Annotated in this window: 12 protein-coding genes; 3 read left to right on the forward strand and 9 right to left on the reverse strand. The window is 39.6% G+C overall.

What is annotated here, in order from left to right; genetic code table 11:
• Nucleotides 1-16: 16 nt before the first annotated feature.
• On the reverse strand, nt 17-307 hold the full coding sequence (gatC, locus tag ACXAE4_RS26435) for an Asp-tRNA(Asn)/Glu-tRNA(Gln) amidotransferase subunit GatC (protein ID WP_013055055.1): 291 nt from the start codon (nt 305-307) through the stop codon (nt 17-19).
• 365 nt (nt 308-672) lie between these two features.
• Here gatC and ACXAE4_RS26440 point away from each other — a divergent pair, with 365 nt between their 5' ends.
• Entirely contained in the window at nt 673-1,158 is a 486-nt protein-coding gene (locus tag ACXAE4_RS26440; protein ID WP_047751762.1) for a DUF3920 family protein, read from the forward strand.
• Between the two features lie 55 nt (nt 1,159-1,213).
• On the opposite strand, the gene ACXAE4_RS26445 is transcribed toward ACXAE4_RS26440, so the two are convergent.
• The 4 genes from ACXAE4_RS26445 to pcrB are packed head-to-tail and all read right to left on the reverse strand — an operon-like array spanning nt 1,214 to nt 7,424.
• Nucleotides 1,214-2,407 (reverse strand): CamS family sex pheromone protein, encoded by a 1,194-nt coding sequence (locus ACXAE4_RS26445; RefSeq protein ID WP_475237294.1) that lies wholly within the window; start codon nt 2,405-2,407, stop codon nt 1,214-1,216.
• A 13-nt stretch (nt 2,408-2,420) separates the two neighbouring features.
• Complete coding sequence (gene ligA, locus ACXAE4_RS26450; protein ID WP_028412523.1) at nt 2,421-4,427, reverse strand: NAD-dependent DNA ligase LigA; 2,007 nt, start codon at nt 4,425-4,427, stop codon at nt 2,421-2,423.
• 20 nt (nt 4,428-4,447) lie between these two features.
• Nucleotides 4,448-6,673: a DNA helicase PcrA gene (pcrA, locus tag ACXAE4_RS26455; RefSeq protein WP_028412524.1), complete on the reverse strand. Its 2,226-nt coding sequence runs from the start codon at nt 6,671-6,673 to the stop codon at nt 4,448-4,450.
• A 52-nt stretch (nt 6,674-6,725) separates the two neighbouring features.
• Complete coding sequence (gene pcrB / locus ACXAE4_RS26460) at nt 6,726-7,424, reverse strand: heptaprenylglyceryl phosphate synthase (protein WP_028412525.1); 699 nt, start codon at nt 7,422-7,424, stop codon at nt 6,726-6,728.
• Nucleotides 7,425-7,935: 511 nt separating this feature from the next.
• Between pcrB and ACXAE4_RS26465 the strand changes: the two genes are divergently transcribed.
• On the forward strand, nt 7,936-9,318 hold the full coding sequence (locus tag ACXAE4_RS26465) for a glycine--tRNA ligase (RefSeq protein ID WP_028412526.1): 1,383 nt from the start codon (nt 7,936-7,938) through the stop codon (nt 9,316-9,318).
• Between the two features lie 38 nt (nt 9,319-9,356).
• Here ACXAE4_RS26465 and ACXAE4_RS26470 read toward each other — a convergent pair whose 3' ends face one another.
• The gene (locus tag ACXAE4_RS26470; protein WP_013055048.1) at nt 9,357-9,662 is read right to left on the reverse strand and encodes a YerC/YecD family TrpR-related protein; all 306 of its coding nucleotides are present in this window, start codon (nt 9,660-9,662) and stop codon (nt 9,357-9,359) included.
• Nucleotides 9,663-9,809: 147 nt separating this feature from the next.
• Nucleotides 9,810-11,558, reverse strand: coding sequence for an adenine deaminase C-terminal domain-containing protein (locus tag ACXAE4_RS26475; RefSeq protein WP_289578664.1), 1,749 nt, complete (start codon nt 11,556-11,558; stop codon nt 9,810-9,812).
• A 102-nt stretch (nt 11,559-11,660) separates the two neighbouring features.
• On the opposite strand from ACXAE4_RS26475, the gene ACXAE4_RS26480 reads away from it, so the two are divergent.
• Nucleotides 11,661-11,918 (forward strand): YgaP family membrane protein, encoded by a 258-nt coding sequence (locus ACXAE4_RS26480; RefSeq protein WP_016762773.1) that lies wholly within the window; start codon nt 11,661-11,663, stop codon nt 11,916-11,918.
• 30 nt (nt 11,919-11,948) lie between these two features.
• Here ACXAE4_RS26480 and purD read toward each other — a convergent pair whose 3' ends face one another.
• Together purD and purH are read right to left on the reverse strand one after the other, a co-directional pair.
• Nucleotides 11,949-13,223: a phosphoribosylamine--glycine ligase gene (purD, locus tag ACXAE4_RS26485; protein ID WP_028412528.1), complete on the reverse strand. Its 1,275-nt coding sequence runs from the start codon at nt 13,221-13,223 to the stop codon at nt 11,949-11,951.
• A gap of 13 nt (nt 13,224-13,236) precedes the next feature.
• Complete coding sequence (gene purH, locus ACXAE4_RS26490; protein WP_025752921.1) at nt 13,237-14,775, reverse strand: bifunctional phosphoribosylaminoimidazolecarboxamide formyltransferase/IMP cyclohydrolase; 1,539 nt, start codon at nt 14,773-14,775, stop codon at nt 13,237-13,239.
• Nucleotides 14,776-14,838: the final 63 nt, after the last annotated feature.

Genomic DNA, 14,838 nt, shown 5'->3' on the forward strand with positions numbered 1-14,838 from the left:
CGTAAAGCCTCCTTCCTTATTCTAAAATAGTTGGTACTCGAATGTAGCCATCCTTGTGGTCTGGCGCGTTTTTTACTACGTCTTCAATTGGTAAGCCTTTAGCTGGCTTATCTTCACGCATCACGTTTTTCATATCCAATACGTGAGAAGTTGGTTTTACATTTGTAGTATCTAGCTCATCTAATTGTTCTGCATATGTAATAATAGCATCTAATTGTTTTGTAAATAGTTCTGCTTCGTCATCCGTCACCGCAAGTCTCGCTAAGTTTGCAACGTGTTTTACTTGATCAACAGAAATTCTTGACATGTTCCTTCACCTCCGAATATTCGTCCCACTACAATATACTGATAATACCAAACTTCACTAGCAACAGGCAACATTTCTGAGACTAGTTCCTAAAATATTAAAAACCCCGCCAGACAAGACAGGGCTTACATTTATCACTTCTATTTTATACCAAATCTATTTCATTCAAACAACATTCCATACTTTTCCTTCGTCATAAAATATTTCTCTCTTGCATAGGTATAAAATAACCTTCTTTGTAGAAAAGATAGATAGAAAGAGAAACATGCTTTAGAAGAACACACCACCATGTTTTAATTTCACTAGTCTTTGGGAAAGTAAAGAAAACGAATAACTACTTTACCGTAAAAGAGGTGCTATAAAAATTGAATAAAATACTTATACAGTCAGTCATCCACCAGCGCCCTGTGTATCAGCAAAGCGGAAGATGGTTTGTATTAGATGAAGAATTCAAGTGGGATTTATCCACCTTGCAAAAAGATGTTTTTGCTTGTTTAAATAAAGCCTTTCATATTCCTATCATTTTTTGTGATTCATGTGAAGCCAATAAAATTGTCTCCGCTCTTGGAGAAGAAGAAGCAGAATACCTGCAGTTTGCCTCAGGTGTTTACTGGCGAGAAGTCGGCATTATATTTATTTTTAAATTTGATGACTACCTTCCGCTTGTTGAAACCATCTTTCACGAGCTGCGTCACTATATTCAAGATCACATCCCTTATTATCAGAAAGAATTTGAGCTGGATAAAAAACGCCCGTATGAAGAGCGGACAACCGAACAAGATGCATTTGCATTTGCTGCTTATTATCTTGCTAAGTTTACGAGACAAAATTCTCACGCCATTTCTTCATAGGAGGCAATTTCATAGAATTAAAAAAAGACACTGCTTGAGCAGTGTCTTTTTTTGCTTACTCTTCGTAAATATGAACGAACGGCTTGTCTTCATCTGCTTTTCTAACAATGAGAGCTTCCGGTCCGCTTACTGAGTTAATAGAGATACTCGTTTCCATATATGAAGGGAAATGATCAAGCATTAAACCAGCAACGTACTGAGTAAATCCTACAATTTCACCTTTTCCATAAAATTGTACGGGAATATCAATCGTCATTTTTTGAAGCTGTCCATCTTTGTAATACCCTTTCCCTACTACGCTTGTAAAGTTCGGGAAGTAGTCTTCGATTTGCGCTTTAAACTCATCAAATTTCATCGCATCGTCTCGATGGTCTTTTGTTGCATCTGATGATGGGAATAAATAATATTTCTCATCTAAATTATCCCAGCTGCCAACGGCCGTATCATTTGAACCTGCATTTCCGACAGCTATAAAGTTACCCGGTGTTAAAGAGGACTTAGCACTTTGTTTGAATAATGCTACTCGAACTGGAACATTTTCTAAGCCTTTGATGTTGCGCATACGCTTAACAATTTCATCTGCCATTTGCTTTCCTTGCGCTTCAATCTCTTTATTTGTAAGCTTCACTTCACGTGCATAACCATTTTCCTCTGTATAATAATGAACAGAATTCATCGCTAAGCCAATTGTGACGCCTCCAAGTTTTACCTTGTCGTCTCCGTCTTGAATAAGGTAGTCTTGTTCAGTAATGTTCGCTAAGTACATTGGACTCGCTTCGTTGCGCGTTTTCAAATCGCCTTTTTCTGTATCAATTGGGTTTAACCCATTGTTTTTAAGCTTCTTTTTCGCCGTATCATCTTTTGTTTTGCTTTGAATATTTTTAAACTGTTTATCACTCAGCTTACGGCTTAACCATGAGCGAATAGTATCTTTATCAAGGTACTGGCCTTCTTGATACACATATTTTTTCGGAGAATAGCTATCTGTCGATAAGCGCATTAAGCCTGTTTCAAATTCTTGCGCATCCAAGCGGTTATTTAAGTTTGCTGCTACTAAGCCTCTTGCCACTCCCGCTTTAAATGGAAGAATTGTTCGGTAATAATCGTCTGAAATACTATACTTCGGAATAACTGCTTTTTCTTTCTTGTTGTTGGTTTGTTGAACAGTCTCTTTATCGTCCGAAAGGTTCGGTGCACACGCTGAAGTTACAAGCATGACCGCAAGAGAAAGTAACAATATCTTTTTCAACTACACACACCTCTTATTTATTTAATTCCGTAAGTAGCCTTGCTTCATCCCATACTTCAATTTCAAGCTCGTTAGCTTTTGTCAGTTTGGAACCAGCCTCTTCCCCTGCCACAACAAGGTCTGTCTTTTTACTTACGCTTCCTGTGACTTTACCGCCAAGTGCTTCAATTTGTGCTTTTGCCTCATTGCGAGATAGCTGTTCAAGCTTACCTGTTAATACAACGGTTTTACCAGCAAAAACAGAATCTACATTTTCTACACTTACAAGCTTGGGTCCTTTGTATGTAAGGTTTACTCCATACTCTTTTAATTCATGTATAAGTTCTTGAACCTCTTCTTGTGTAAAGTAAGCGACAATAGCATCAGCCATTTTGGCACCAATTTCATTAATTGCCACTAATTCATCATACGTTGCTTTTGTTAACTTGTCTATGGTTTCAAAGTGCTGAGCTAACGTCTTTGCAGCTTTTGCTCCAACGTGGCGAATGCCCAAACCAAAAAGCAAACGCTCAAGCGAATTTTCTTTAGAAGCTTCGATGGCCGCAATCAAATTATCCGCAGATTTCTCACCCATGCGCTCAAGCTCGATTAACTGCTGTTTTGTCAGCGTATAAATATCCGCTACATCTTTAATTAACTGTTCACGAAATAATTGTGATATAACTTTTTCACCAAGTCCATCAATGTTCATCGCATTGCGGGACACGAAATGAATAAGTCCTTCACGAATTTGAGCAGGACAGCTTGGATTAATGCAGCGAAGCGCAACTTCTCCTTCTAAACGCACCAGTTCACTTTCACATTCAGGGCAGTGAGTGGGCATCGTAAACTCTTGCTCTTCTCCCGTTCGCTTCTCTTCAATCACATTCACTACTTCAGGAATAATATCTCCTGCTTTTTTCACCACGACATAATCGCCGATGCGAATGTCCTTTTCACGAATCAAATCTTCATTATGAAGAGACGCACGCTGTACCGTCGTACCTGCTACTTGAACCGGCTCCAAAATAGCTGTTGGCGTAATGACACCTGTCCGGCCTACCGTCAGCTCAATATTTACAAGCTTGGTTACAACTTCTTCAGCAGGAAACTTATAAGCAATAGCCCAGCGTGGACTCTTGGCCGTTGTTCCAAGCTCAGCCTGCTGATCAAATGAATCTACTTTTACAACAATGCCATCAATATCATAAGATAGTTCTGGACGTTTCGTTTGCCAGCTTTCGATATAAGCAATCACATCATCAATGGTTTCACACGTCTGTCTTTCCTTATTTGTTTTAAAGCCAAGATCATCGAGTAAATTCAAACTTTCGCTGTGAGAGTCGATTTCTAATTCTCCTGTATCAGTCATGGCATAGACAAAGATATCTAAATTACGTTTTGCCGCAATTTTAGGATCTAGCTGACGCAGTGAGCCAGCAGCTGCGTTACGGGGGTTAGCAAACGGAACTTCATCTCTTTCCATTTTTGCTTCATTAAGTGCTTCGAATGATTTCCTCGGCATAAATGCTTCTCCGCGAACTTCCATTGATAACGGTTCTTTAATTCGCAGTGGAATCGAGCGAATTGTTTTTAAGTTTTCAGTAATATTTTCACCAGTCGTACCATCTCCGCGCGTAGCACCCAGCACTAAGTATCCATCTTCATAGCGAAGAGATACAGCAAGGCCGTCAATTTTAAGTTCGCATACATAAGAAAACTCGTCTTCAACGGCTTGGCGCACTCGGCGATCAAAATCTCGAAGGTCTTCTTCATTAAATGCATTTCCTAAACTTAGCATAGACGTTTGATGCTGAACCTTCTCAAACGCATCGAGCACTTGGCCGCCGATGCGCTGAGTAGGTGAGTCAGCTGTTTTTAATTCTGGAAACGATTCTTCTATTTCAATTAACTCATTCATTAATTTATCGTATTCTGCATCTGGAACAGATGGCTGATCTAACACATAATATTCATAACCATATTGATTTAATAAGTCACGTAATTCTTGAACGCGTGATTTTGCTGTCTCAAACTCCATATTCTAGCTCCTTTTCACGATTACACTTTCGTAACCGGGGCAAATTTAGCAAGCAGTCTTTTTACACCTGTAGGACTAGGAAAAGCAATGTCTAATTCTTTTGAGTCTCCTTCTCCTTTTACACTCACAACTGTACCAATTCCCCATTTTTTATGCTCGGCCTTATCTCCAACGCTCCATCCAATCGATTCACTGCCCGTTGATACAAGCTTCGTTTTTGCCACGGCCGCTTGTCGGCGCGCTGCAAACGGCGAAGCTGAAGCCCCTGAACGACCAGCAGCAGGCTTGCGCATCGTTTCATTTAAAGATTCCACAAGCTCGCTTGGGATTTCTCCAATGAAGCGCGATTTTGGATTGACGTTTGTTTTACCAAATAGTGTACGCATTTGAGCATTTAATAAATACAATTCTTGTTCAGCACGTGTAATCCCTACGTAGGCTAAGCGTCGTTCTTCTTCCATTTCATTATCTTCGAATAACGATCGGCTATGAGGGAATACGCCTTCTTCCATACCCATTAGGAAAACAACCGGGAACTCTAGACCTTTTGCTGAGTGAAGCGTCATCAGAATCACTTGTTCGTTCTCTTCTTCTTCCTCGTCGTCAAGCTTATCGATATCAGCAACAAGCGCTAAATCGGTTAAAAATGCTACTAAGCTCTTATCTTCGCTTGCTTCTTCAAACGTTTTTGTAACAGATAAAAACTCATCAATATTCTCTAAGCGACTTTGTGCTTCAATTGTTTTTTCTACTTTAAGCGCTTCACGGTACCCTGTTCTTTCTAATACTTGTTCCACAAGCTCTGTTACAGACATATAGTCTTGCATTTGAGCTAAGTTTGAAATCATGGATTGGAAATCACGAAGTGCCTTTGTTGCTTTACCCGTTAACCCCATCAATTCTACTTCATCAAGCGCTTTGAAAATAGAAATGTCATGAACGTTTCCGTAATTGGCTACTTTATCGACTGAAGTAGCTCCAACTCCGCGTTTTGGAACGTTCACAATACGAGCTAAGCTAATGTCATCATCTTGGTTGGCAATTAAGCGCAAGTACGCAAGCAAATCTTTAATCTCTTTGCGGTCGTAGAACTTAATCCCGCCGACAATTGTATAGTTAATATTAGATTTTAGCAGTACTTCCTCCATTACACGCGACTGTGCATTTGTACGATACAAAATGGCAAAATCGCTATATTTACGTTTGCCGCTGTCTACTGCTTCTTTGATTTTACGTGCTACAAACTGTGCCTCATCATGCTCACTCATTGCTTGGTAATGATAAATCTTCTGGCCTTCATCGTTTTCCGTCCATAAGTTTTTCACTTTACGATTCATATTGTTTGCAATGACGCCGTTTGCCGCAGCCAAAATCGTTTTCGTTGAACGATAATTTTGTTCAAGCAAAATGGTTTTGGCTTTTGGGTAATCTTTTTCAAATGACAAGATATTTGTAATATCAGCCCCGCGCCAGCGGTAAATAGACTGATCTGAATCCCCTACTACGCATACATTTTCAAATCGTGCGGCTAGCAAGCGAACCAGCATATATTGTGCATGGTTTGTATCTTGATACTCGTCCACATGAATATATTGAAACTTGCGCTGATAGTACGTTAACACTTCAGGAACTCGTTTAAATAACTGAATCGTTGTCATAATCAAATCATCAAAATCGAGCGCTTGGTTTTTCTTTAAACGCTTTTCATACTCTTTATAGACTTTACTTACAACTTCTTCATATGGTCCTGCTGCTGTTTTATCAAATTCTTCCGCTACTTTCAGTTCATTTTTAGCTGAACTAATGCTTCCTAATAGCGAGCGCGGATCGAATTTTTTTGGGTCGATGTTTTGATCTTTTAAAATGTTTTTAATAACGGACAGCTGATCCGTTGAATCTAAAATCGTAAAGTTGCGATTAAAGCCAATACGATCAATATCTCTTCGTAAAATACGTACGCACATCGAGTGGAACGTTGAAATCCAGATATCTTCTGCCACTCCGCCAACGATACTTGCCACACGCTCTCTCATTTCACGAGCTGCTTTGTTTGTGAAGGTAATAGCTAAAATATTCCAAGGTGCAACTTCTTTTTCCGCCATTAAAAACGCAATTCGATGCGTTAATACGCGTGTTTTCCCACTTCCTGCACCGGCCATAAGTAATAATGGTCCGTCTGTTGTTTTAACTGCCTCTTGCTGCTGAGGGTTTAATCCTGTTAATAATTTTTCACTTAAAAAATTCACGTTTTCACCGCCTATATCGAACATATATTCTCTATTCTACTTTATTTATTTTTCACTGTGCAATATTCTTTTTTACCGCTTTTACCGTTTTTAATGCTTCCGATAAATTTGTATAAATAACATTTCCTACAATAACTGTATCAGCTAGCTCTCCCATCTCACTTGCTTGCTCTTTTGTCTCAATACCGCCGCCGTAAAATAACTTCGTCTCATTTAGCGAATTTTTCACTTCTGCCACTAATGCAGGGTCTCCATATGTTCCGCTGTATTCTAGATAGAAAACGGGCAAATGAAACATGCGTTCAGCCATGCGAGCATACGCTACAACATCTTCTGCATCCAAATCGGTTTTCGCTTCCGTTAGCTCAGCTACTTTTGCTTCGGGGTTAAGTACGCAGTATCCTTCTACAAAAATTTCATCCCAGTCCATGATCTCTCCGTATTCCTTCATCGCCGCGTGATGTAAATCAACAATCCACTTTGGATCCTTGCTGTTTAAAACGGTCGGAATAAAATAAGAATCAAACCCAGGCGTTACAGAGTCAATTGTTGATACTTCAAGCGCACACGGCACCGTGTAGCGGCGAATACGCATTAACAGCTGCAGTACATTGTCTAGAGTCACTCCATCAGATCCTCCGACAAGAACCGCATCCGTGCCGGATTCGCAAATTTTCTCCAAATCTGCATCTGAAATCTCTTTATTAGGATCTAATTTAAAGACATGTCTCCACTCTTTAATATCATACATATAGGTTCCTCCATTTCTTTACACTTAAAAGTTCGCGCTCGTCCATTTGTTCATTATAACAAAACTAAGAGGGTGAAATGAAAGGAAAACCGAACTTTTCATCACGTTTTTTGTTTTCAAAAAATATGTACAAAAGATATGGTTTCACCCTCAAATCCGGAAGAAAACATCACAAAAAAAGCCCATTTTGCACAAGGTTATTGTTTCTCTGCATAGGATATGCTAATATATAGCTACTAAAATTCATATGATATACGCTGAAGGATCAATAGTACTTAAATCCTCTTCACAAAGCGAACTAGGGACGGTGGGAGCCTAGAGAATGGTTTAAGGAAAAGGCAATCTGGAGTATATACAGACGAAGGTGGATACATTTTGTATCAACCAGGGTGGAACCGCGGGAAAAACTCTCGTCCCTGGGCATATTGTTGATATGCCCAGGGACGAGAGTTTTTTTGTACCCGCTCTTTTTGTTTCGCTTGAATTACTACCATTTACAGGAGGAATTAGAATGTCAAAAACAATGGATCAAATCGTATCTCACGCCAAACATCGCGGCTTTGTATTTCAAGGTTCTGAAATTTACGGCGGTCTTGCAAATACATGGGATTACGGCCCGCTTGGCGTAGAATTAAAAAACAATATTAAAAAAGCATGGTGGAAAAAATTCATTCAAGAATCTCCATACAACGTTGGTTTAGACGCTGCGATTTTAATGAATCCAAAAACATGGGAAGCTTCTGGTCACTTAGGAAACTTTAATGACCCAATGATCGACTGTAAGGATTGTAAAGCTCGTCACCGTGCTGATAAATTAATTGAAGAAAAGCTTCAAGAAAAAGGCATTGAAATGATCGTAGACGGCCTTTCATTTGATGCAATGGCTGACTTAATTAAAGAACATGAAATTACATGTCCTGAGTGTGGTTCAGCTAACTTCACTGAAATTCGTCAATTTAACTTAATGTTCAAAACGCACCAAGGTGTAACTGAAACATCAACAAATGAAATTTACCTTCGTCCTGAAACAGCTCAAGGTATTTTCGTAAACTTTAAAAACGTTCAGCGCTCAATGCGTAAAAAGCTTCCATTCGGTATCGGCCAAGTGGGTAAAAGCTTCCGTAACGAAATTACACCTGGTAACTTCACATTCCGTACACGTGAATTTGAACAAATGGAGCTTGAATTCTTCTGTAAACCAGGCACTGAATTAGAATGGTTTAACTACTGGAAAGAAACATGTAACAAATGGCTTCTTTCTCTTGGCATGAAAGAAGAAAACGTTCGTCTTCGCGACCATGATGATGATGAACTTTCTCACTACAGTAATGCAACAACAGACTTTGAATACAAATTCCCATTCGGCTGGGGCGAACTATGGGGCGTAGCTTCTCGTACAGACTATGACTTAAAGCAGCATATGGAACACTCTGGAGAAGACTTCCAATACGTTGATCAAGAAACAAACGAACGCTATGTACCTTACTGCATCGAGCCTTCTTTAGGTGCTGACCGTGTAACATTGGCTTATATGATTGATGCATATGAAGAAGAAACGTTAGAAGACGGCTCATCTCGTACAGTAATGCAGCTTCACCCTGCTTTAGCACCATTTAAAGCTGCTGTATTGCCACTTTCTAAAAAGCTTTCTAACGAAGCGCGCGCTGTCTTTGAAGATTTAGCAAAACACTTTATGATTGACTACGATGATGCTGGTTCAATCGGTAAACGTTACCGTCGCCATGATGAAATCGGTACGCCTTTCTGTATTACATTCGACTTCGATTCATTAGAAGACAATCAAGTAACAATTCGTAACCGCGACACAATGGAACAAAAACGTGTAGCAATTAGCGACCTTAAAAATATCATTGAAGAAGCAACTCAATTTTAATTAAAAAAATAAGCGTATGGCTGCTTCAGCCATACGCTTTACTTTTGATTTGAATCTTCTTGAAGGCGTTCTAACACCATTTGATACGCATCGCTTCCATAATTCAAGCAGCGTTTAACACGGGAAATAGTCGCTGTGCTTGCTCCAGTTTCCGTCTCAATTTTATGGTACGTGTTGCCTTCTCTTAGCATTCTTGCTACTTCTAAGCGCTGTGCTAATGATTGAATTTCATTAACTGTACATAGGTCATCAAAAAATTGATAGCATTCTTCAATGTTTTCTAATGATAAAATCGCTTGAAATAGCTGATCTAATTCTTTTCCTCGTAGTTTGTTGATTTGCATCGTATCGAACTCCTTTATCATTGGCTTTCTTTACTGGTTGTTTCTATCTATAAAATACAGTTTCTATATTTATTTGCACATACATTCATTCTGTATGAAGACAGCCAATTTCATACAAATTTCAAATTCCTTTGATACTTTTATATTTTAACGCATTATAGACGGAAAAAGTACTTTTTTATTCATAACGTCATAAATTCCTACTGGCGTGATACGAATATAAGGCAAATGTGTAGATGAAAAGAACAGCAGTGAATAGACAGGATCATCGTGTTTGTATCCTCGGTCACCCAGCACTTTCTTGAGTTCCACCTCTCGTTTACTTAACTCTTCCATCGGCAGATTCGACATGACTCCTTTTAACGGAAGATCCAATTCATATACTACCTTCTCTCCTTCTGTAATGACAATACCGCCGCCAATTTCTTTCATACGTTTAAATGCACACATCATATCTTTTTTCGATTTTCCAATTAAAATAAAATCACCTGTATTTGAAAATGAACTCGCCATTCCCGATACATTTGTCGCAAATCCTTTTAACAGCGTATTGATGCGCCACTTGCCTTCTCGGTCCACCAGCACTAAAAAGCTTTCATCATGATCAGAGGCTAATACATCTCCGCTCACATTTAAGTGAATGGAATACGGCTCCATAATAACAGCATTTTTCATTTTTACGCCTACTGGCATTGAAAATTGAAAATCGTCCATCGTTAAATCAAAGTCTAACTTTAACGGTGAAAAACCAAACTTTTCCCAAGGAAATTCTACCGAGGCTAATGCTTGCTCTTTGCCTTCTTTTTTCATCCACTTTCCTTTTGCTAGCACAGATACCGGAGTAGGCCGCATAGGATCTTCTAAAATATTAATATTAGCCACACAGCCTGTTGCTACATGGCCATGCAAATGTTCCATGTTATAATAGCGAGCAATATTTACAGACACCATATTATAAGCATCTAACACGGGAACTCCTTCTGAAATAGCTAATGTAATTAACATATCTGACACGCCGTTTTGGTAAAAAGAAGGCGGAGAGCCGTCTGTATTCATCGTAATGTGGTCAAAATAATCTACTCTCAGCTCTTTTAACTCCTGCAGCAACTTTGGTAAATCCGGACGAATCGAGGAGTGGCGCAAAGCGACGTCATAGCCTTGCGTTAACCGTGCAACAACATCTTCCCCTGTCATAGACTCATGATCGCTGTCTGCCCCGAGCAATTTCATTTTTGCTAAGGTAAATGCTGACGCCCCCGGGAAATGTCCTTCAATATGCTTCCTCATCCGCTTTGTCTCTTGAACCCAGTGAAGCATTAAATCATCTCCGTCTAAAAGCTTCGGCCAACTTGTCAGTTCGCCTCCTTGTAAGACAGCTTCATTTTGTAGCCAAGAAGTAATGTTTGTATGTGAGAAGATATCAGCCTCTTCATCAATTTCTGTCTGCGAATCAAATCTGCACCACCAATACAGTGACTGTGGTAACGTTTTCATTTCTTCAATCAATGAAAATGCCGTTTTTAGTTCAAGCTGTAAAGCGAGAATTAAATTATCATTAAATAAAGTGGTTGTTCCGTGCTTGGCTGCATATTGGGAAAAAGTCTGGGGATTATATAACTGAAACGGGTGAACATGCGGCTCAATATACCCAGGAACCACATATTTCTCACTGCAGTCTATAATCTCTGTAGAAGCGTCTGTGTGCTTAGGCATCTCTGAGCCAACGTATACAATACGATCTTGGTAAACCCAAATATGTGCTTTTTTCCACTGCTTCATTCGAGCGTTCAAATATGTTGCATCTTTTAAGACAATAGTTGGTGCTTTTTGACCGTTTAATACTAAAAGCTGCTGTCTAATATGTTTGCTTTTCCAGCGGTATCTCTGTTCCGGCATGCTAAATTCCCCCTAATTTACTATGTATTTTTATCGTAACACATCCGTGATGTAAACGCATTCAGAAACTGTTATTAATTTTATGAATAAAGGTGATAAAACATGAAACCAAATATCGGCATTGTTAACGCATTAATTCGACTTACGCTGGGCTTTACCCTTCTTTCTTGGACAACATCTCGTTTATCTCGCAGACCGTACAAAGATTCATACATCTTCTTAGGGTTAATGGGCGCTTTAAAAGTTGCAGAAGGCATCACGCGTTTTTGTCCCCTTACGTACGCATATGATTCATGTCAAAAACATGATGAACATGAACACCATCCAAACGGAAACGAAGAAACGTATAATCCTTCATAAGGTAAAAAGGAGAGCCGGAGCTCTCCTTTTTTATTTTAAAGCTGCTTTTGCTAATGCACGATGGCCGATGTCTTTGCGATAGAAAAAGCCTTTTTCTACATCGATATGAGCCATTTGTTTGTATACTTCTTGCTGCGCTTCTTGAAGGGTTGCTCCTTTGGCACCTACTAATAGAACGCGGCCGCCGTTTGAAACGTATGTGTCGTTTTCTAAAGCTGTACCAGCGTGGAAAACAAGCGCGTCTTCACTAATCGCATCCAACCCGTTAATTGGCGCACCCTTTTGATAATCTTCTGGGTAGCCTGCTGCTGCTAATACGATTCCGATAGCCGCTTCGTCATCCCATTCAATTTCTACTTTTTCTTCTTTCAAAATGCGAAGAAGCACATCGACTAAATCGCTTTTCATACGCGGCAGTACAACCTGTGTTTCAGGATCTCCAAAACGCGCATTAAATTCAATCACTTTTGGTCCTTTTTGTGTTTGAATCAGACCAGCATATAGAATTCCCGTATACTCACAGCCTTCTTCAGCTAATCCTTTAGCCATTGGAAGTAAGATGTTTTCTACAGCCTCTTGTACTTCTGCATCACTGATTTGCGGAACAGGAGAGTAAGCTCCCATACCTCCTGTGTTCGGACCTTGATCGCCGTCAAAAGCACGCTTATGATCTTGTGCAATTACCATTGGATATACGTTTGTACCGCGTACAAATGCCATTAATGAAAATTCTTCACCATCCAAAAATTCTTCTACAACTACTTTTGCACTTGCTTCTTTAAATTTTTGGTCAACTAGAAAATCACGTAATGTATCTACGGCTTCTTCTACTGTTAAAGCAACAGTTACACCTTTACCAGCTGCTAAGCCGTCTGCTTTAATAACAATTGGAGCGCCTTGCTTTTCCACATATGCTTTTGCTTCCTCGTAAGACGTAAATGTTTCATACGCTGCGGTTGGAATATCATACTTTTTCATGAGCTCTTTTGCAAAGCTTTTGCTTCCTTCAATCATCGCTGCTTGTTTGCGCGGTCCAAAGACCGGAAGACCTTCTTGTTCGAATCGATCAACAATGCCTTCAATTAGCGGATTTTCTGGTCCAACAATTGTTAATCCAATCTTATTTTCTTTTGCAAACTGCACAAGCTCTTCTTGGCTGCTTTCATCGATTGGTACAATCGTTGCCACATCTCTCATGCCTGGGTTTCCTGGTGCTACAAACACTTCTTTAACAAGTGGACTTTTTGAAGCTTTCCATGCAATTGTATGCTCTCTTCCGCCTTTTCCAATAACTAAAACATTCACGTTCTTCACCTCATTAATGTTTAAAATGTCTTACGCCTGTAAATACCATTGCAATGCCGTATTCATCTGCTTTTGCAATTGACTCTTCATCACGAATTGATCCGCCTGGCTGAATAATAGCTGTGATTCCTGCTTTAGCTGCTGCTTCTACTGTATCGCCCATTGGGAAGAAAGCATCTGAACCTAAAGCTGAACCTTGTGCTTTTTCACCAGCTTGTTCAATTGCAATTTTTGCAGCGCCCACGCGATTCATTTGACCAGCACCTACGCCAATTGTCATGTCATCTTTTGCAAGTACAATAGCATTAGACTTAACATTTTTAACAACTTTCCATGCTAATTTTAAATCTGCCCACTCTTTTTCTGTTGGCTCGCGTTTCGTTGGAACAGTAATCGTTGCATCATCAAATCCAAATACGTCTTCATCCTGAACAAGCACGCCGCCTTTTACAGACGTTAAGAAAGCTTCTTTTTCTGCTTTTTCATCAAGCTCTATCGTTAGTAAACGAAGGTTTTTCTTAGCTGTTAATACATCTAATGCTTCTTGATCGAACGCAGGAGCAATGATAATTTCTAAGAAAATTTCTTTTAACTGAATAGCCGTTTCACGGTCGATAGGACGGTTAGCTGCTACGATGCCGCCAAAGATAGATGTAGGATCCGCTTCGTATGCTTTTTGATAAGCTTGAGCAATTGTTTCACCCACACCTACACCGCAAGGGTTCATATGTTTGATCGCTACGATAGCCGGCTCTTTGAATTCTTTTACGATTTGAAGAGCTGCGTTTGCATCGTTGATATTATTGTATGATAACTCTTTTCCATGCAGCTGCGTAGCTGTTGCAATAGAACCTTTTTGTGTTAACGGCTTTTTATAGAAAGAAGCTTGTTGGTGAGGGTTTTCTCCGTATCGTAAGCCTTGAACACGCTCATACGTTACTGTTAATTTCTCAGGAGTTGTTTCACCTGTAATATTTGTTAAGTATTCAGCGATTAATGCATCATAAGCTGCCGTATGACGGAATACTTTTGCTGCTAATCGTTGGTTGGTTTCAAATGAAACATTGCCATCTGCTTTTAACTCTTCTACTACGGTTGCGTAATCGCTTGGATCTACTACAACTGAGACAGAACGATAGTTTTTCGCAGCTGAACGAAGCATTGTAGGTCCACCGATGTCAATATTCTCAATCGCTTCAGCAAGCGTTACATCCTCTTTTTCAATTGTCTTTTTAAATGGGTATAAGTTTACAACTACAAAGTCGATTGGCGAGATATTATGCTCTTTCATTTGAGCTTGATGCTCTTCATTATCGCGTAACGCTAATAAAGCACCGTGAACGTTAGGATGCAATGTTTTTAAACGGCCGTCTAAAATTTCTGGGAAACCAGTTACTTCAGAAATTCCGATAACGTCAATGCCGTTTTCTTCTAGGGTACGCTTTGTACCGCCAGTTGAAATAATTTCTACTCCTAAGTCCTTTAATTCTTGTGCAAATGAAACAATACCTTCTTTATCAGATACGCTAATAAGCGCGCGTTTTGCTGTCATTTTGTAAACTCCTCCTGATCCGATCTCTCATTTAAAATCTTTCTTCCACTACTACTCTACCAT

The sequence above is a fragment of the Priestia sp. ABM2_011 genome, from assembly GCF_056158845.1.